The following is an 18,571-nucleotide window of genomic DNA, read 5'->3' as shown; positions in this document are numbered from 1 at the left end:
GCCATGAGGTTTGACCGATGAAACTACGTGGCTTGTACGCCATTACCGACAGCCAACTGCTGGCTGGCAAGTTCCTGTCTTACGTCGAGGCCGCCCTTGAGGGCGGCGTCACTCTGTTGCAGTACCGCGACAAAAGCACCGACGAAACCCGTCGTTTGCGCGAAGCCGACACCCTGCTCAGGCTGTGCGAGCGCTACAACACCAAACTCATCATCAACGATGATGCCGAGCTGGCTGCGCGCCTCGGCGTCGGCGTGCATTTGGGCCAGACTGACGGCTCGATGCCGGTTGCACGTGCCCTGTTACGGCACAAAGCGATCATCGGCGCGACCTGCCATGGCCAACTGGAGCTGGCTGAAAAAGCCAAAGCCGACGGCGCCAGCTACGTCGCGTTCGGGCGTTTCTTCAATTCCAACACCAAACCCGGCGCGCCCACTGCAACCCTTGATCTGCTGGACCAGGCTCGCGCCCGCCTCCATCTGCCGATTGCGGTCATTGGCGGAATCACCCTGGAGAATGCCGCGCCACTGGTGGCCCACGGTGCCGACCTGCTGGCGGTGGTCCACGGCCTGTTCGGCGCGGACAACACCCAGGAAGTCACCCGACGCGCCCGCGCATTCAACGCTTTGTTCAAAACCGCCTGACGCCGATTCAGACCTTTTTCCGATTCAAATAGAGACCCGACCATGTCCCGTTCTGAAATCCTGTTCGCCAACGCCCAAAAACACATCCCTGGCGGTGTCAACTCGCCGGTTCGTGCCTTCAAAAGCGTGGGCGGCACGCCGTTGTTCTTCAAGCACGCTGTCGGCGCCTACGTGACCGACGAAGACGATAAGCGTTATGTAGATTACGTCGGCTCCTGGGGCCCGATGATTCTCGGCCACAGCCACCCGGACGTGCTTGATGCCGTGCGCAAGCAACTGGAACACGGCTTGTCCTACGGTGCCCCAACGGCCATGGAAACCGAGATGGCCGATCTGGTCTGCGCCATCGTGCCGTCGATGGAAATGGTGCGCATGGTCAGCTCCGGCACCGAAGCGACCATGAGCGCGATTCGTCTGGCCCGAGGTTTCACTGGCCGCGACAGCATCATCAAATTTGAAGGCTGTTACCACGGTCACTCCGACAGCCTGCTGGTCAAGGCCGGCTCCGGCGCGCTGACCCAAGGCGTTCCAAGCTCGGCGGGCGTCCCCGCTGCGTTCGCCAAACACACGCTGACCGCCCCCTTCAACGATATCGACGCAGTCGAGCAACTGCTCAACGAAGTCGGCCAGGAAGTGGCGTGCATCATCGTCGAGCCGGTCGCCGGCAACATGAACTGCGTACCGCCAGCGCCGGGTTTCCTCGAAGGCTTGCGCAGGCTCTGCGACAAACATGGCGTGGTCCTGATTTTCGACGAAGTGATGACCGGGTTCCGTGTTGCACTGGGCGGCGCGCAAGCGTTTTACGGCGTGAAGCCGGACCTGAGCACCTTCGGCAAGATCATCGGTGGCGGTATGCCGGTCGGCTGTTTTGGCGGCAAACGCGAAATCATGTCGCACATCGCGCCGCTGGGCCCGGTCTATCAGGCGGGCACTCTGTCAGGCAACCCGCTGGCCATGGCTGCAGGTCTGGCGACTTTGCGCCTGATCAGCCGTCCAGGCTTCCATGACGAACTCAGCAGCTTCACCAGCCGCCTGCTCGATGGCCTGCAACAACGCGCCGACGCTGCAGGCATTCCGTTCGTGACCACTCAGGCGGGCGGCATGTTTGGCCTGTACTTCAGCGGTGCTGACGACATCGTCACCTTCAAGGACGTGATGACCAGCGATGCCGAGCGCTTCAAGCGCTTCTTCCACCTGATGCTCGAAGGCGGTGTATACCTGGCACCGAGCGCATTCGAGGCCGGCTTCACCTCCATCGCCCACGGCGACACTGAACTGCAACTGACCCTAGATGCTGCTGAAAAAGCGTTTGCCGCATTGAAATAAGCCTCAGCCAATCTCCTGTAGGAGCTGCCAAAACGCGGTTTTCTGGAAGAATCTTGATACCGGTTTTCGACCGTTTCACGGTCGATCGCGGGCAAGCGCGCTCCTACAAGGGGATTTATGGGGGTTTGATCGGCCTTTTCCCTCGCAAAATCAGGCACATCAAGCCCGCGCAGCAGAAAAGCTGTAAAGACTTTGTAAGGTTGGCCCTGCTTATTTCATAATGTGCCGCCAGCACGTTCCGCTGGACGGGTACGCCCGCACCTTTTCAGAGGCAAGTCGATTCCCATGAACCGCACCGGCCGGGCCCTTGCTTTGGGCTGCCTGTTGCTTCTTCATCCCCTGCTGGCGAATGCAGGCGGCAACTCGTTGTTAATCCCAGCGGTGGGTCGTTGCACCCTCAATACCCAGCCAGACAATCTGCCTGAGGCGTTGGCGGCATGCCAAAAAGCTGCGCAAGCCGGGGATGCACAAGCACAATTCGAGTTGGGCGAGTTTTACTACGACGGCAAAAACGCACCGCGTGATCTCACCCAGGCACTGAACTACTTTGAGCAGGCCTCGCTGCAAGGCCATGCCCAGGCGCAATACCGGCTGGGTTTGATGTTTTATCGGGGCGAAGGCGTACAAGCCAATAACATTCAGGCTTATATCGTGCTGAAGATGGCGGCGGTCAATGGTGCCGAGGACGCGCTGGATACGGCCGATGAAGTATCTGCACAGATGCAGCGCGATGAGCTCGAAATCGCAACCCAGGTACTGGGACAGATTTTCCGCAATTACCTGCTGGAGTTGCAATCAGCGGAAGGTCGTACGCCGTTCGCGCCATTGCCCTGAGTCACTGATTCAATCCTTGAACCCTGAACCGCCTCTTACTTGTCCGGCATCGGCATCGGGAATGGCATTACATTGCTGGTGCCCCGGGCCTCGCTGATCTTCGCCGTGCCCATGCGCTCGACCTCATCAATGCGCACAATCGAATGCATCGGCACGAAACTGCGCACCACACCTTCGAACTGAGCCTTGAGTTTCTCTTCGCTCGGGTCCACGACCACGGTCGTGCGCTCGCCAAAGACGAACTCTTCCACCTCCAGAAAACCCCACAAATCGCTTTGATAGATTTGCTTGGCGTACATTTCGAACACCTGGCCCTGGTTGAGGAAAATCACCTTGTAAATTGGAGCATCACGTTTGGTCATAACGGCAGGTAACAATCGGGGGATATAAAAGAGGGCGCAAACTATAGCATGTCCACTGGACAGGCAACGCTAGGAACCGAAGGCCGGCGCCACTATAATGTGCGGTTCTTCGAATCACCTGATGATCACGCATGGCCAAGAAGCTTTATATCGAAACCCACGGTTGCCAAATGAACGAGTACGACAGCTCGCGCATGGTCGATCTGCTGGGCGAACATCAAGCCCTGGAAGTCACTGCTCGCGCAGAAGATGCCGACGTCATCCTGCTCAATACCTGCTCGATCCGCGAACGTGCCCAGGACCGGGTTTACTCCCAGCTAGGCCGTTGGCGCGAACTGAAACTGGCCAAACCGGACATGGTGATCGCCGTCGGCGGTTGCGTGGCCAGCCAGGAAGGCGCAGCGATTCGTGATCGCGCGCCCTACGTGGATGTGGTCTTCGGCCCACAGACCCTGCACCGTTTGCCGGAAATGATCGACGCCGCGCGCACCACACGCCTGCCTCAGGTCGATGTGTCGTTCCCGGAAATCGAAAAATTCGACCACCTGCCCGAGCCTCGCGTCGATGGACCGAGTGCCTATGTGTCGGTAATGGAAGGTTGCAGCAAATACTGCACCTTCTGCGTGGTGCCCTACACCCGAGGCGAAGAAGTCAGCCGTCCGTTCGATGGGGTTGTTGCCGAAGTCATGCACCTGGCCGAAAACGGCGTGCGAGAAGTGACGCTTCTGGGGCAGAACGTCAACGGCTATCGTGGCGCGATGCACGACGGGCGCGTGGCCGATCTGGCCGAGTTGATCCGAGTGGTCGCGGCAATCGACGGCATCGACCGTATTCGCTACACCACCTCGCACCCGCTGGAATTTTCCGACAGCCTGATCCTGGCCCACGCTGAAGTGCCCGAGCTGGTCAAACACCTGCACTTGCCGGTGCAATCGGGCTCCGACAGGATTTTGTCGGCGATGAAGCGCAATCACACCACCCTCGAATACAAATCCAAGCTGCGCAAATTGCGGGCCGCGGTACCGGGCATCAGCATCAGTTCGGACTTCATCGTCGGCTTCCCTGGCGAGACCGAAAAAGATTTCGAGCAGACCATGAAGCTGATCGAAGACGTGGGTTTCGACTTTTCGTTTTCCTTCGTCTACAGCCCACGACCGGGTACGCCTGCGGCCGACTTGAAAGATGAAACCCCTGAAACGCTGAAAAAACAGCGCCTGGCAGCCTTGCAGCATCGCCTGAATCAGCAGGGTTTCGAGATCAGCCGACAGATGGTGGGCAGTACTCAGCGAATCCTGGTGACCGATTACTCGAAAAAAGACCCTGGCGAGTTGCAGGGTCGCACCGAGAATAATCGAATCGTCAACTTCCGCTGCGACAATCCCAAGCTGATCGGTCAGTTCGCCGACGTCTATATCGACGACGCACAGCCGCACTCGCTACGGGGGTCATTGTTGCAATAAGCCGACGCACACAACTTTGTAGGCGCTGGCTTGCCTGCGACAAGGTCGGTACGACCTTCCGGCGCTAGTGAGTTCAACGAGTCTGCGACTGTTTCGCAGCTGGTCGCGGGCAAGCCCGGTCCTATAGTTTTGCGGTGCGCGTTAATCGACCCAACCACCATTAGTAAGTCAGAGCTTTCGTACCTAAGTGAGTGGGGTTATCCTTGATCCCATCTCCATTGCCATAGGGCGGCTAAAAACGACTTTGAACGCACCCATAGCACCTCATCGTTTCATCCTCGAACCTTTTGAGGCCCATCGCTTCGCAAATCTGTGCGGGCAGCTCGACGAGCATTTGCGCTTGATCGAACAACGCCTGGATATCGAAATCCGCAATCGCGGTAATCAATTCGAATTGATTGGCGAACTTAAACACACCACTTCTGCCGAAAACCTGCTGCGCCGTCTGTACCGGGAAACCCAAGGTACGGATCTGTCGCCAGACATGGTTCACCTGTTCCTCCAGGAATCGGGCGTAGACGAACTGGACAACCACCCTGCTGCCGAAGTCGGCGTAGCCTTGCGCACGAAAAAGGGCATGATTCGCCCGCGCGGCTTGAATCAGCAGCGTTACGTCAAAGAGATTCTGAGCAACGACATCAACTTCGGCATCGGCCCTGCAGGTACAGGCAAGACTTATCTTGCGGTTGCCTGCGCGGTGGACGCACTGGAGCGCGAGCAGATTCGACGCATCCTGCTGGTGCGCCCGGCGGTCGAAGCGGGCGAAAAGCTCGGCTTCCTGCCCGGCGATCTGGCACAGAAAATCGACCCGTACCTGCGCCCGTTGTATGACGCGCTGTATGAAATGCTCGGCTTCGAATACGTCGCCAAGCTGATCGAACGTCAGGTGATCGAAGTTGCGCCGCTGGCTTATATGCGCGGTCGCACGCTCAATAACTGCTTCATCATTCTCGACGAAAGCCAGAACACTACCGTCGAACAGATGAAAATGTTCCTGACCCGCATCGGCTTCGGCTCCACGGCCGTCATCACCGGCGACATCACTCAGGTCGACTTGCCCAAGGGCACCAAGTCGGGTCTGAACCATGTCATCGATGTGTTGAAAGACGTGCCGGGCATCAGCTTCACCCACTTCAAGCCCAAGGATGTGGTACGCCACCCATTGGTGCAGCGCATTGTCGAGGCCTATGAGCGCTTCGAAGATCGCTTCAGCGACGAGCCGCCGGCCAGAGCCTCCTCCAACAGGGACAAACGCCGCGATGCTTGAGCTGGACCTGCAACTTGCCAGTGAAGCGCCTGCCCCTAACGAAAACCAGTTCCGCCAATGGTGTGAACTGGCATTACGTCAACGCAGCGCTGATTCGGAGCTGACCATTCGCCTGGTCGACGAAGCCGAAGGCCGCGAACTCAATCACACCTGGCGCCACAAGGACTACGCGACCAACGTGTTGTCCTTTCCCGCCGATGTGCCTGACGAGTTCCTGGATATTCCGCTGCTCGGCGATCTGGTGATTTGTGTACCTGTGGTGGTTCGCGAAGCGGCCGAACAGGGCAAGACACTCGACGCCCACTGGGCGCATCTCGTCATTCACGGCTGCCTGCATCTGCTGGGTTACGACCACATAGACGATGCCGAAGCCGAAGAAATGGAAGCACTGGAACGAACGTTGCTTGAGGAACTGGGCTACCCCGATCCTTACGCCGACGACGAAACCACTGACCATCATCATCCAGAGACAACCAGCAAGGACCACGAGTAAGGGCTATGAGCGAAGACCGATCGAGCACCGGGCAAAAGTCATGGCTGGGGAAAATCACCCAAGCTTTTGCCCACGAGCCGAAAAACCGCCAGGAGCTGCTTGAACTCCTGCGCGAAGCCCACCAGAACAAGCTATTGGACAGCGAAGCGCTGGCCATCGTCGAAGGCGCCATTCAAGTGGCTGACCTGCAAGTGCGCGACATCATGGTGCCGCGTTCGCAGATGATCAGCATCAAGGCGACCCAGACCCCTCGTGAGTTTCTCCCAGCCGTCATCGACGCCGCGCACTCGCGCTATCCGGTGATCGGCGAAAGCCACGATGACGTTCTCGGGGTGTTGCTCGCCAAGGACTTGCTGCCGCTGATCCTCAAGGAAAACGGCGAAAACGAAAGCATCACCAACCTGCTGCGCCCGGCGACGTTCGTGCCTGAGTCCAAGCGTCTGAACGTGCTGCTGCGTGAGTTCCGCGCCAACCACAACCACATGGCCATCGTCATCGACGAATACGGCGGCGTGGCCGGTCTGGTGACCATCGAAGACGTGTTGGAACAGATCGTCGGCGATATCGAGGACGAACACGATGTCGAGGAAGACAGCTATATCAAACCGCTGCCCAGCGGCGACTTCCTGGTCAAGGCCCTGACCCCCATCGACAGCTTCAACGAGTTCTTCGACAGCGAGTTCTCCGACGATGAATTCGATACGGTTGGCGGTCTGGTGATGAGTGCGTTCGGTCACTTGCCAAAGCGCAATGAAACCACGGAAATCGGTGCGTATCGCTTCCGTATCCTCAATGCCGACAGCCGTCGCATCCACTTGTTACGCTTGAGTCCCATCTCCCGCTAAGGAATGTAAATGCGCTGGATCACCCGCCCCGGCTGGCCCGGTAACCTGCTGGCCATGGCGGCCGGCGCGATTACCACCCTGGCCCTGGCGCCTTTTGATATCTGGCCATTGGCCCTCGTATCACTGGTCGTTTTTTACCTTGGTTTGCGTGAAGTGAATCCCCGCCAGGCCTTGGGCCGTGGCTGGTGCTATGGCTTCGGCTTGTTCGGCGCAGGCACCAGCTGGATCTACGTCAGCATCCACACCTATGGCGAAGCGTCGGCGCTGCTGGCCGGTTTTCTGATGCTGGCGTTCATCGCAGCCATCGCCCTGTTCTTCGCCCTGCCCGCCTGGATCTGGACGCGCTGGATTCGGCGCAATGAAGCGCCGCTGGCCGATGCCCTGGCCTTCGCCGCGCTGTGGCTGGCCCAGGAAGCCTTTCGCGGCTGGTTCCTGACCGGATTCCCTTGGCTTTACTCCGGCTACAGCCAGCTTGACGGCCCTCTGTCCGGCCTTGCCCCGATGGGCGGTATGTGGCTGGTCTCCTTTACCCTGGCGCTGACCGCCGCCCTGCTGTGCAACCTGCCACGGCTGCGGGCGCGCAAAGCGTTTCTCGGTGCTGGCGTGCTGCTGTTATTGGCACCATGGGCACTGAGCCTTGCCCTGAAAAACCACGAATGGACCTCACCGGCGGGCCCACCATTGAGCGTTGCAGCGATTCAGGGCAACGTTGAACAAAGCATGAAGTGGGACCCGGCGCAGTTAAACGCACAATTGGCCCTCTACCGCGACATGACGTTCCGTTCCAGACGTGCGGACCTGATCATCTGGCCAGAGACTGCGATTCCGGTGCTGAAGGAGTCGGCGGAAGGCTTCCTTACAATGCTGGGCAGATTTGCGGCTGATCGCGACTCTGCACTGATCACCGGCGTGCCGCTTCGCCAGCGAGGCGGACACGGCGAGTACCACTACTACAACGCGATCACCGTGGCCGGCGAGGGTGACGGTACGTACCTGAAGCAGAAGCTGGTGCCGTTTGGTGAATATGTACCCTTGCAGGACCTTCTGCGCGGACTGATCACCTTCTTCAATCTGCCGATGTCGGACTTTGCTCGCGGACCAAGCGATCAGGCGCTGCTGCAAGCCAAGGGCTACCAAATCGCACCGTACATCTGCTACGAAGTGGTCTACCCCGAGTTCGCCGCTGGCCTGGCCGCCCAAAGCGAATTGCTGCTGACCGTCAGTAATGACACGTGGTTCGGCACCTCAATCGGCCCACTGCAGCATTTGCAGATGGCGCAGATGCGAGCACTTGAGGCTGGGCGCTGGATGATCCGCGCCACCAACAACGGCGTGAGTGGACTAATCAACCCGTTCGGCAAGATCACCGCGACCATCCCGCAGTTCCAGCAGGGGATTTTGTATGGCGACGTAGTGCCGATGCACGAACTGACGCCCTACCTGCGCTGGCGTTCGTGGCCGTTGACGATTTTCTGTGTATTCCTGTTTGGCTGGGCCTTGTTGGCCGGTCGGATTGCCAAGACAGTCTAACGCTCTACGGTGCTCCCACAGCCGAACTGCGCTGTGGGAGTAGATTCATCCGCGAAGGCGTCGTCATGGCCAGGCCGGACCAGAAGCACATCCAGCCCTACCGATACACCAACGGATACATCAACAAACCCACCGCCTCATTGAGCAACAACCCACTCTGCCAAACCGCTTTGCTCTCTGGCAGCCAGCCTTTGAACGGCCGGGCATTGTCTACGCCAACAAACCCCACTGGCGCACTGATCACCGTAAAACCAGCCTGTTCGAAACTCCAGCGCGCCCTTGGCATGTGCCAGGCCTGGGTCACCAGCACCACCCGTTTGATCCCCAACGGTTGCAACACCGCAGCGGTCATCGTGGCGTTTTCCCACGTGGTCCGGCTGAGCCCTTCTTGCCAGCGCACCGTAACGCCAAAGTCATTTTGCAACGAGTCCGCCATGATCGCCGCTTCACTTGGCGGTTCGTCGTAGTGCAGGCCGCCGGTGGTCAAAATCGGCAGCCCTGAGTCTTTCGACAAACGTGCAGCAAAGCGCATGCGTTCAAGTGCCAGGCCGGTAGGGATGTCGCTGCCCCACGTAAGGTCTTTGCGCTCACGCCCGGAACCCAACACAACAATGGCATCGGCCTGTTGCCCAAGGGTCGCCCATTGGGCTTGCGCCAACGGTGGCTCTTGCTCAAGCCCGCGCGCCGCCCACTCCACGGCAATCGGCAGGCTCATCACCCACAACCCGACAAAACCCAGAACGAAGAACAGCCCGGCGAGGCGCGGGCGAGAACGACGAAACCACCAGGCAAGCAAAAGCAGGAGCAAAAGAATGCCCGGCGGCAGGAGCAATTGTTTGAGCAAGTATCGAATAGGCATTGAGCATCTCCAGAGATGCTCAAAGCCTAGAAGGAATAACGCTAAGCAACAATGCTTATCAAGCAGGCCCGCAGCCTGCGCAGGCTAACGTGTAACGGTTGCTGACTATCACAATCACCTGAAAGACAACGATTTAACCTTTGTCGAAACCTTGTCGCGCTTTTTATCCTTCAACCAGATGACCTCGGCTGAACGACGCGGCGTCGAAATCGACCCTTCAAGCTCCGGTGCAGGAGAAGAACTCCTCCACACATCATCAGCCTTAAAACCAAAAGCGCCCGAGTCCAGATAGGCTTCGATCAACTCGAATTCAGCAAGACTCAGACCACGTAATTCCAGATCAACAGGTACTTCATCACGAAGCCAAACTGCTGTTTTGGCCACATCCAGAGCGATCCCCAGACGATTAATCAAGCGGTCGTATAGCTCGGGTTTTACTGCTGTTTGCTGCAACTCTGCCATCCGCTCACCTCATTGAAGATAAAACATGCACCCTCATTCAACAGCTTAGCGCTGCTCTCCGATTCAGCCCGGTGCCGCGACCAACGGCCTCGGAGGGCACCGACGAAGCAATCAGGGTTTCCCTCGATAGTCGGCGCTCATGTATGCTACGGCGCTTCCTGTAATTCCACTTCCCGCTCTCTTGAGCCCGAACGCACCGCACAGGCAGTCTCAATCTTCCGGCAAGCGGTGCCGACCGATTCAGAGTTGCAACGAAGAGGTTAAGGTCACCCCTTTTTAGTAAAAAGTAGCCATGCACGAACTCTATCAGCCCCGCGAAATCGAAGCCGCCGCCCAAACCTTTTGGGACGAGCAAAAATCCTTTGAAGTCAGTGAACAGCCAGGCAAAGATACTTTTTATTGCCTGTCGATGTTCCCTTACCCCAGCGGCAAGCTGCACATGGGTCATGTGCGCAACTACACCATCGGTGACGTGATCGCCCGCTACCAGCGCATGCAGGGCAAAAATGTCTTGCAACCCATGGGTTGGGACGCGTTCGGCATGCCGGCGGAAAACGCCGCGATGAAAAACAACGTGGCCCCGGCCAAGTGGACCTACGAAAACATCGCCTACATGAAAACCCAGCTGCGAAGCCTGGGCCTAGGCGTTGACTGGTCGCGTGAAATCACCACCTGCAAACCCGATTACTACCGCTGGGAACAATGGCTGTTCACTCGCCTGTTCGAAAAAGGCGTGATCTACCGCAAGAACGGCACCGTCAACTGGGACCCGGTGGACCAGACCGTACTGGCCAACGAGCAAGTGATCGATGGCCGCGGCTGGCGTTCCGGTGCGCTGATCGAGAAGCGCGAAATCCCGATGTACTACTTCAAAATCACTGCGTACGCGGAAGAGTTGCTGGAAGGACTCGACGAGTTGCCGGGCTGGCCTGAGCAAGTCAAAACCATGCAGCGCAACTGGATTGGCAAATCCCGTGGCATGGAAGTGCAATTCCCGTATCACCAGGCTTCGATTGGTGAAGCAGGCGCACTGAAGGTGTTTACGACCCGTCCGGACACCCTGATGGGCGCGACCTATGTCGCTGTTGCAGCAGAACACCCCTTGGCGACCCTGGCGGCGAAAGGTAATCCTGAGCTGCAAGCGTTCATCCACGAATGCAAAAGTGGCAGTGTCGCGGAAGCGGACATCGCCACCCAGGCGAAAAAAGGTTTGCCGACCTCGCTATTCGTCGAACACCCACTGACTGGCGAAAAATTGCCGGTGTGGGTCGCCAACTACGTATTGATGCATTACGGCGATGGCGCCGTAATGGCCGTCCCGGCTCACGACGCGCGCGATTTCGAGTTCGCCACCCAGTACAACCTGCCGATCAAGGCTGTTGTGCGCACCAGCGCTGGCGATGAAACGCCTGCACCGTGGCAGGACGCGTATGGCGAACACGGCGAACTGATCAACTCCGGCATTTTCGACGGGCTGGATTTCGCAGGCGCCTTCGACGCCATTGAAGTCGCCCTGCAGAAAAAGAACCTCGGTCAATCGCGCACACAGTTCCGCCTGCGCGACTGGGGCATCAGCCGTCAGCGCTACTGGGGCTGCCCGATCCCGATCGTGCATTGCGATACCTGCGGTGACGTACCGGTCCCCGAAGACCAGTTGCCGGTTGTATTGCCAGAAGACGTAGTGCCCGATGGCGCCGGTTCGCCGTTGGCGCGCATGCCTGAGTTCTACGAATGCACCTGCCCTAAATGCGGTGCACCGGCAAAACGCGAAACCGACACCATGGACACCTTCGTCGAGTCCTCGTGGTATTACGCTCGCTATGCCTCGCCACACTATGAAGGTGGCATGGTCGACCTGGAAGCAGCCAACCACTGGTTGCCGGTGGATCAGTACATCGGCGGCATCGAACACGCGATCCTGCACCTGCTGTATGCGCGCTTCTTCCACAAGTTGATGCGCGATGAAGGCCTCGTCAGCTCTAACGAACCGTTCAAAAACCTGCTGACCCAAGGCATGGTCATCGCCGAAACGTACTATCGACTTGAGGCCAACGGCAGCAAGACCTGGTTCAACCCGGCCGATGTCGAGCTCGTGCGTGACAGCAAAGCCAAGATCATCGGCGCCACACTGATCAGCGACGGCCAGCCAGTCGAAATCGGCGGCACCGAGAAGATGGCCAAGTCGAAGAACAATGGCGTCGATCCGCAGTCGATGATCGATCAGTACGGCGCCGATACCTGCCGTCTGTTCATGATGTTTGCCTCGCCACCCGACATGAGCCTGGAATGGTCCGACTCGGGCGTCGAAGGTTCACACCGGTTCTTGCGTCGGGTCTGGCGTCTGGCGCAGGCCCATGTCAGCCTGGGTTCAACGGTCAAACTTGCCATCGCCGCCTTAAGCGACGAGCAGAAAGTCATTCGCCGCGCGATTCACCTGGCCATCAAAAACGCCAGTCAGGACGTCGGCCAGCACCAAAAATTCAACACGGCCATCGCTCAGGTGATGACGTTGATGAACGTGCTGGAAAAAGCCCCGCACACGACCGAACAGGACCGCGCACTGCTCCAAGAAGGTCTGGAAACCGTCGCCCTGCTGCTGGCCCCGATCACCCCGCACATCAGCCATGAACTGTGGGGCCACTTGGGTCACAGCGGCGCAATCATAGACGCTGGCTGGCCGGTACTGGATCAGACTGCGCTGGTGCAGGACAGCCTGCTATTGGTCATACAGGTCAACGGCAAGCTGCGTGGACAGATCGAAATGCCTGCCAGTGCTACTCGAGAAGAAGTCGAAGCAGCGGCGCGCATCAATGAAAACGTGCTGCGTTTCACCGAAGGCCTGACGATCCGCAAAGTGATCGTGGTCCCTGGCAAGCTGGTCAATATCGTCGCAAGCTAATGGCATCAAGCGCCCGGTATCGATCGGGCGCTGAACACAACTTTCAGGGGACGCAACGTCGGCCCCTACGGATTCAAGGGGAGCATCAAATGATCAAACGCAATTTGCTGGTGATGGGTCTCGCCCTGTTACTGGGCGCCTGTGGTTTCCAGCTGCGTGGCACGGGTACTAACCAGCTGACGATCAAAGAGATCGATCTGTCTGCGCGTAACGCTTACGGCGAAATCGTGACTCAGTTGCGTCAGACGCTGGAAGGCAGCGGCGTGAGGATTCATTCGGGTGCCCCGTACAAACTGATTCTGGTTGATGAAAACGAATCGCAGCGCTCCCTCAGCTACACCGGCGCGTCAGGTTCGGCCGAATATGAAATGACCACCCAGCTCAACTATCAGATCCATGGCGCTCACGATCTGTCGCTGCTGGACGGCAAACTGCAAGTGCAGAAAGTCTACGTGCATGACGGCAACAACTTGATGGGCTCTGATCAGGAAATGGCGCAGGTTCGTAAAGAGATGCGCAACCAGCTCGTCCAGAACATGATGGTTCGTCTGCAACTGCTGACGCCTACCCAATTGGAGCAACTGCAGCAGACCGCAGACAACAAAGCAAAAGCAGATGCTGATGCCCTGGAAGCTGCGCAGAGGATCGAAAACGAGACACCTCGACAGTCACCTATTGAAATCCCTTCCCGATAAATGCCGCGGGGCCGGTTCGCTGGCTCCGGCATCTTCTGACCTATGAAGCTCACTCCAGCCCAACTCGGCAAACACCTCCAGGGCAACCTTGCCCCGGTGTATGTCGTCAGCGGCGATGATCCGTTGCTGTGCCAGGACGCGGCAGACGCCATCCGCGCAGCCGTACGCCTGCAAGGCTTTGACGAACGCCAAGTGTTCAGCGCCGATGCCAGTTTTGATTGGGGCACGCTGTTGCAGGCGGGCGCCAGCATGTCATTGTTCGCGCAAAAGCGTCTGCTGGAACTCCGCTTGCCTTCGGGCAAGCCCGGTGACAAAGGCGCGGCGGCGTTGATCGAGTATTGCTCGCGCCCGGCCGAAGATACGATCCTGTTGATCAGCCTGCCAAAACTCGACGGTAGCGCGCAAAAAACCAAGTGGGGCAAGGCACTGGTTGAGGGTCCACACACGCAGTTCGTGCAAATCTGGCCGGTGGATGCCAGCCAGTTGCCGCAGTGGATTCGCCAGCGCCTGTCACAGGCCGGCTTGACGGCCAGCCAGGATGCGATCGAACTGATCGCCGCCAGGGTCGAAGGCAACTTGCTGGCCGCGGCTCAGGAAATCGAAAAGCTCAAACTGATGGCCGACGGTGGTCAGATAACCGTCGAAACCGTGCAAGGGGCTGTGGCCGACAGTGCACGTTTCGATGTTTTCGGTTTGACCGATGCCATTCTCAACGGCGAAGCCGCCCATGCGCTGCGCATGCTTGAAGGCCTGCGTGGCGAAGGGGTGGAAACGCCGGTGATTCTTTGGGCACTGTGTCGCGAACTGCGGGTGCTGGCCAACCTGGCGTTGCAGTTCAGCCAGGGCATCCCACTGGACAAGGCCTTCAGCCAGGCCCGCCCGCCGATCTGGGACAAGCGCAAGCCGCTGATGAGCAAAGCCCTGCAACGCTACTCCGCAGAGCGCTGGGGCCAACTGCTGATGGATGCTCAACGCATCGACGCACAAATCAAGGGCCAGGCCGCCGGTTCTGCCTGGAGCAGCTTGAGCCGACTGGCATTGTTGATGGCCGGACAGCGGCTGAATTTGCCTGCTGAGTAAATCCAGATCCCTGCAGGCGCTGGCTTGCGCGATAGCAGACATCTATTAGACAGATCCCTCCGTCAAGCGGATGATTTGCATCGATTCAACCCCCACTGAGAGAGTATCCGCCATGAGCAAGCCGTCCAGGCTCAACAAGGCCAAGTCCATCATCGCCCAGCCGTTGTTCCGCAGTCGTCAGGAACCCGCCGGCAAGGGCAAAGGCAGCTACCGCCGCGAAGCCTTCCAGTCTAAAAGCTGGGAGGCTTCTTACTTTCTGGCCGCCTGAACCGTAGCCAGCCTTGCCAAGGCCCCTTCGAACGTACAGGCATGATAAGGTCTGCGTTTGTCGGTAATACCCTGGACCCAAGCATGCCCTCTAGTTTTTCCCGTCGTTGGCATTTTCGCCAACTGATCACCGCCTCCAGCTTCATCCTGTTAGTCGCCTGCGCGGAAAAACCGACCGCAGCAGACGCCACGCCTCTTCAAGTCGCTAACACCCCTGCGGCCGCCGCTTTGCCTGCGAGCCCGCCCGCCAATCCGCCTGGCGATAGCGAGTTCGATTTTCAGCCCACCATGAGCTTCAGCGATTGGGAAGCCGGTTTCCGAAGCGAAGCGTTGAAGGCTGGCATCCGGGCCGATATTTTCGACAGAGCCTTTGCCGGCGTCGTGCCGGACATGACCGTGGTCAAATTTGACCGCAGTCAGCCCGAGTTCACTCGCCCTGTCTGGGAATACCTGGACGGCGCCATGTCTGCGGTGCGCGTGCGCAAAGGTCAGGCCTTACTCACGCAATACGCCGATGTGTTGCAAAGCATCGAGCAACGCTATGGCGTAGACCGCCAGGCACTTGTCGCGATCTGGGGCATGGAAAGCAGCTTTGGCCAGTTCCAGGGCACACAATCGGTGATTCGCTCGCTTGCGACGCTGGCCTACGAAGGCCGTCGTCCAGGCTTTGCGCAAAGCCAGTTGCTGGCGGCGCTGGAAATTCTTCAGCACGGCGATATCGCACCCGAAAACATGCTCGGTTCGTGGGCGGGTGCCATGGGCCAGACGCAGTTCATCCCCACCACGTATAACACCTATGCCGTGGACTTCGATGGCGACGGTCGTCGCGATATATGGAATACCCCGGCCGACGCCCTGGCCTCGACAGCTCACTACCTGCAAAGCTCGGGCTGGCAAAAAGGTCAGCCATGGGGGTTTGAAGTCAAACTGACGCAAGGCTTTGACTACGCGCTGGCCGATGCCTCAACACGCAAAACCGTAGCCGAATGGCAGCAGATGGGGCTGAAGCTACCGAGCGGCAGCGCCCTGCCCACCAACGTCGCGCAACTACAGGCCGCCCTGCTATTGCCAGCGGGTTACAGAGGCCCGGCATTTCTGGTGCTGGATAACTTCCGCACGATCCTCAAGTACAACAACTCGTCGTCCTACGCCATGGCCATCGGCCTGCTGTCCGAGCGCTTCAACGGCGGCGGCTATGTACTGGGCGATTGGCCGCGCGGAGACCTTCCTCTGAGCCGCTCTGAGCGCATTGAGCTGCAAACCCTGCTGTCATCACGGCAGTACGACGCCGGCGCGTCTGACGGCATCATCGGTGCCAATACGCGCAAAGCAATCCGTAGCGCGCAACAGTCGTTCGGCTGGCCGGCCGACGGTTACCCGACTCATGAGCTGCTGGACAACCTGCGCAAGCCGTAACGCAAGGCGGCAGCGGATGTATTCGCGTAAGTCTCAGCGGTAGCCACATAAAAAAACGGGTCGGACATCACTGTCCGACCCGTTTTGCTTTCAGGCTAACGCATCGAAGGCTATTCGCCTCAGATCATGGCCTTGATAGCGGCACCCGCTTGCTCATCGGCATGGTACGAAGAACGCACCAGAGGGCCTGAGGCGACGTTCTTGAAGCCCATTTTGTAGCCTTCTTCAGCAAACCAGGCGAAGACATCGGGGTGCACGAAGCGCTCCACTGGCAAGTGGCTGCGCGACGGTTGCAGGTACTGGCCTAGAGTCAGCATGTCGATATTGTGTTCACGCATACGCTGCATGACTTCGATGACTTCCTCGTTGGTTTCGCCCAGACCCAGCATCAAGCCGGATTTGGTCGGTACGTGCGGGACCATCTCCTTGAAGCGTTGCAGCAAGGTCAGCGACCACTGGTAATCCGACCCCGGACGCGCAGCCTTGTACAGGCGCGGCACGGTTTCCAGGTTGTGGTTGAACACATCTGGCGGCTCTGCAGCCGTGATTTCCAGCGCGATGTCCATGCGCCCACGGTAGTCCGGGACCAGGGTCTCTAGCTTGACGTTTGGCGACAACAGGCGAATTTCACGAATGCAATCGGCAAAGTGCTGGGCACCGCCGTCACGCAGGTCATCCCGGTCAACCGAGGTGATCACCACGTACTTGAGGCGCAGATCGGCGATGGCAACGGCCAGGTTTTTCGGCTCGTCGACGTCCAGGGCTTTCGGTCGGCCGTGGCCAACGTCACAGAACGGGCAACGACGGGTGCAGATATCACCCATGATCATGAAGGTCGCGGTGCCACCGGAGAAGCATTCGCCCAGGTTCGGGCAGGATGCCTCTTCGCATACGCTGTGCAGCTTGTGCTTACGCAGCAGTTGTTTGACGCGGTCTACTTCGGGAGAAACCGGGATACGTACACGAATCCAGTCGGGCTTTTTCGGCAAGTCGACGGTCGGAATGATCTTCACCGGAATCCGCGCGACTTTTTCCGCGCCGCGCAGCTTCACGCCGGCTTCCACTTTCGGACGGGCCGCATGCTCAGCGATGTCGAGCGTCGGGATCAGGGTTGGCGCAGTGTCAGTCGCAATAGTCATAGTCAGTCGATTCCGCCCGTTAGGGTCGTCTGCTCAGCATAGTCGAGGTGTTTGACGAGCTGCGCACGCAGCCGGGCACTTACCTCGGCAAATTCAATCGGGCCTGCATGATCGCGTAGCTGGGTCATTGCCAGCCCCGCATACCCGCAGGGATTAATCCGTCGAAACGGCTCAAGGTCCATGTCCACATTCAGCGCCAGGCCGTGGAATGAGCAACCGTTGCGAATCCGCAGGCCGAGGGAGGCGATTTTCGCTCCATCGACATAGACACCCGGCGCATCCGCTTTCGCTACCGCTGTTACGCCGTAGCTGGCCAACAGTGCAATCAGGCTGTGCTCGATCCGGGTGACCAGTTCGCGCACCCCGAACCCCAGACGCCGTACATCCAGCATCAGGTAGGCGACCAGTTGGCCGGGCCCATGATAGGTCACTTGACCACCACGATCGACCTGTACCACCGGAATATCACCCGGCAGCAACAAGTGTTCGGCTTTGCCTGACTGACCTTGGGTAAACACAGGAGGGTGCTGCACCAGCCAGACCTCGTCACCCACCTCGCGAGCACGCTCGTCGGTGAAACGTTGCATGGCGTGCCAGGCCGGCTCGTAAGCGACCAGACCCAGGTCACGGAAGCCCAGGCTGCCGGACATCAGAGCACCATGTGCACGAAACCCGTAGCGCGCAATGCACTATTGATATCGCGCAATTGTTCTTCGCCAGTCGCGGTGATGTGCAGCTGTACGGTGGTGTATTTGCCATTGCTGCTTTGACGCTCGGCGAGCGTGGCGATATCGAGCGTGGCGTGCTTGGCCAACGTCTCGATCACAAGGGCAGTGAAACCTACGCCGGTATCGCCGATCACCTTGATCGGGTAGTCGAGGCAGGGAAATTCGATTTTATGCGACTTTACGTCGGTATCAGTCATGGCAGTAACGGCCTCGTAAGCCGTGACGAGCGGCACGCACCGCGCTCTGGGTCAGAGCCGGTGCACGC

General features: G+C 58.8%; 19 protein-coding genes. 13 read left to right on the top strand and 6 right to left on the bottom strand.

Annotated features, from left to right (window positions below):
* Positions 1-17 precede the first annotated feature (17 nt).
* The 3 genes from thiE to QN399_RS12465 all read left to right on the top strand — a co-directional run bounded on the left by thiE (position 18) and on the right by QN399_RS12465 (position 2,804).
* Complete coding sequence (gene thiE, locus QN399_RS12475) at positions 18-644, top strand: thiamine phosphate synthase (protein WP_322182139.1); 627 nt, start codon at positions 18-20, stop codon at positions 642-644.
* A gap of 42 nt (positions 645-686) precedes the next feature.
* Positions 687-1,970: a glutamate-1-semialdehyde 2,1-aminomutase gene (gene hemL / locus QN399_RS12470; RefSeq protein ID WP_323569503.1), complete on the top strand. Its 1,284-nt coding sequence runs from the start codon at positions 687-689 to the stop codon at positions 1,968-1,970.
* A gap of 285 nt (positions 1,971-2,255) precedes the next feature.
* On the top strand, positions 2,256-2,804 hold the full coding sequence (locus tag QN399_RS12465; protein WP_322218100.1) for a tetratricopeptide repeat protein: 549 nt from the start codon (positions 2,256-2,258) through the stop codon (positions 2,802-2,804).
* A gap of 35 nt (positions 2,805-2,839) precedes the next feature.
* Here QN399_RS12465 and QN399_RS12460 read toward each other — a convergent pair whose 3' ends face one another.
* Positions 2,840-3,166 (bottom strand): DUF1820 family protein, encoded by a 327-nt coding sequence (locus QN399_RS12460; protein ID WP_322182146.1) that lies wholly within the window; start codon positions 3,164-3,166, stop codon positions 2,840-2,842.
* A gap of 131 nt (positions 3,167-3,297) precedes the next feature.
* Between QN399_RS12460 and miaB the strand changes: the two genes are divergently transcribed.
* The 5 genes from miaB (at position 3,298) to lnt (ending at position 8,761) form a co-directional block, all read left to right on the top strand.
* Positions 3,298-4,626 carry a tRNA (N6-isopentenyl adenosine(37)-C2)-methylthiotransferase MiaB gene (gene miaB / locus QN399_RS12455; protein WP_322182148.1) on the top strand — a complete coding sequence of 443 codons (1,329 nt, stop codon included), beginning with the start codon at positions 3,298-3,300 and terminating at the stop codon, positions 4,624-4,626.
* Positions 4,627-4,870: 244 nt separating this feature from the next.
* Positions 4,871-5,893 carry a PhoH family protein gene (locus QN399_RS12450; protein ID WP_330200993.1) on the top strand — a complete coding sequence of 341 codons (1,023 nt, stop codon included), beginning with the start codon at positions 4,871-4,873 and terminating at the stop codon, positions 5,891-5,893.
* On the top strand, positions 5,886-6,386 hold the full coding sequence (ybeY, locus tag QN399_RS12445) for an rRNA maturation RNase YbeY (RefSeq protein WP_322182152.1): 501 nt from the start codon (positions 5,886-5,888) through the stop codon (positions 6,384-6,386). The genes QN399_RS12450 and ybeY overlap by 8 nt, the downstream gene beginning before the upstream one ends.
* Before the next feature lie 5 nt (positions 6,387-6,391).
* Positions 6,392-7,231: an HlyC/CorC family transporter gene (locus QN399_RS12440; RefSeq protein WP_219062670.1), complete on the top strand. Its 840-nt coding sequence runs from the start codon at positions 6,392-6,394 to the stop codon at positions 7,229-7,231.
* 9 nt (positions 7,232-7,240) lie between these two features.
* Positions 7,241-8,761, top strand: coding sequence for an apolipoprotein N-acyltransferase (gene lnt, locus QN399_RS12435; RefSeq protein WP_322182155.1), 1,521 nt, complete (start codon positions 7,241-7,243; stop codon positions 8,759-8,761).
* A gap of 97 nt (positions 8,762-8,858) precedes the next feature.
* Here lnt and QN399_RS12430 read toward each other — a convergent pair whose 3' ends face one another.
* The gene (locus QN399_RS12430; RefSeq protein WP_322182157.1) at positions 8,859-9,620 is read right to left on the bottom strand and encodes a YdcF family protein; all 762 of its coding nucleotides are present in this window, start codon (positions 9,618-9,620) and stop codon (positions 8,859-8,861) included.
* 114 nt (positions 9,621-9,734) lie between these two features.
* On the bottom strand, positions 9,735-10,082 hold the full coding sequence (locus QN399_RS12425) for a hypothetical protein (RefSeq protein ID WP_322182159.1): 348 nt from the start codon (positions 10,080-10,082) through the stop codon (positions 9,735-9,737).
* A gap of 292 nt (positions 10,083-10,374) precedes the next feature.
* Between QN399_RS12425 and leuS the strand changes: the two genes are divergently transcribed.
* From leuS to QN399_RS12400, 5 genes are all read left to right on the top strand, one after another.
* Complete coding sequence (gene leuS, locus QN399_RS12420) at positions 10,375-12,981, top strand: leucine--tRNA ligase (protein WP_322182161.1); 2,607 nt, start codon at positions 10,375-10,377, stop codon at positions 12,979-12,981.
* An 89-nt stretch (positions 12,982-13,070) separates the two neighbouring features.
* The gene (gene lptE, locus QN399_RS12415; protein WP_322182163.1) at positions 13,071-13,676 is read left to right on the top strand and encodes an LPS assembly lipoprotein LptE; all 606 of its coding nucleotides are present in this window, start codon (positions 13,071-13,073) and stop codon (positions 13,674-13,676) included.
* Positions 13,677-13,718: 42 nt separating this feature from the next.
* A complete protein-coding gene (holA, locus tag QN399_RS12410) occupies positions 13,719-14,756 on the top strand; it encodes a DNA polymerase III subunit delta (protein WP_322182165.1) in 1,038 nt (345 codons plus the stop codon).
* Positions 14,757-14,868: 112 nt separating this feature from the next.
* A complete protein-coding gene (gene arfA / locus QN399_RS12405) occupies positions 14,869-15,024 on the top strand; it encodes an alternative ribosome rescue factor ArfA (RefSeq protein ID WP_330200992.1) in 156 nt (51 codons plus the stop codon).
* An 83-nt stretch (positions 15,025-15,107) separates the two neighbouring features.
* Complete coding sequence (locus QN399_RS12400; protein WP_322218110.1) at positions 15,108-16,439, top strand: lytic murein transglycosylase; 1,332 nt, start codon at positions 15,108-15,110, stop codon at positions 16,437-16,439.
* A gap of 119 nt (positions 16,440-16,558) precedes the next feature.
* Here the strand turns inward: QN399_RS12400 and lipA are convergent, their stop codons facing one another.
* Genes lipA through QN399_RS12385 form a run of 3 tightly spaced genes read right to left on the bottom strand, consistent with a single transcriptional unit; the run spans position 16,559 to position 18,503 of the window.
* Entirely contained in the window at positions 16,559-17,578 is a 1,020-nt protein-coding gene (gene lipA / locus QN399_RS12395) for a lipoyl synthase (RefSeq protein ID WP_322182170.1), read from the bottom strand.
* Positions 17,579-17,580: 2 nt separating this feature from the next.
* The gene (lipB, locus tag QN399_RS12390) at positions 17,581-18,228 is read right to left on the bottom strand and encodes a lipoyl(octanoyl) transferase LipB (RefSeq protein WP_322182172.1); all 648 of its coding nucleotides are present in this window, start codon (positions 18,226-18,228) and stop codon (positions 17,581-17,583) included.
* Positions 18,228-18,503, bottom strand: coding sequence for a DUF493 domain-containing protein (locus QN399_RS12385; protein WP_219062680.1), 276 nt, complete (start codon positions 18,501-18,503; stop codon positions 18,228-18,230). The genes lipB and QN399_RS12385 overlap by 1 nt, the downstream gene beginning before the upstream one ends.
* Positions 18,504-18,571: the final 68 nt, after the last annotated feature.

Source organism: Pseudomonas sp. 10C3 (assembly GCF_036346185.1).
Taxonomy (GTDB): Bacteria; Pseudomonadota; Gammaproteobacteria; order Pseudomonadales; family Pseudomonadaceae; genus Aquipseudomonas.
This window is presented reverse-complemented; position numbering and strand designations above follow the sequence as displayed.